Here is a 320-nt window from a genome sequence, read left to right on the forward strand (position 1 = left end):
CTTTTGGGAATTGAAAACGCATCCAATGTACATTATGCCCAGCCGGTAAGAAACGGCCTGTATGATTTTATGGGGTACGCCGACCAGGTGGAGAGAAAATCGAAGGAAAACAGAAGAAAGAGAAAACTAAGGGATAACAGTGAATTTTTGTCAGGGCTTAAGAAAGAAGATAAGATAGCCGGAATAATAACCCTGACGGTATATTTTGGAGACAGACCATGGGATGGACCAAGATGTCTCCACGAAATGTTAAGTATTGATGATAAGGAAATATTAAAATTAATTCCGGACTACAGGATTAATCTCATAGATCCCCATGA

Annotated in this window: 1 pseudogene; it reads left to right on the forward strand. The window is 39.7% G+C overall.

Going from position 1 to position 320, the window contains the following annotated elements:
• A pseudogene (locus DWW68_RS13315) lies at positions 1-320 on the forward strand (transposase); the annotation flags it as partial.

It is taken from the genome of Eubacterium sp. AF16-48, assembly GCF_003479405.1.
Classification (GTDB): Bacteria; Bacillota; Clostridia; order Lachnospirales; family Lachnospiraceae; genus Eubacterium_G; species Eubacterium_G segne.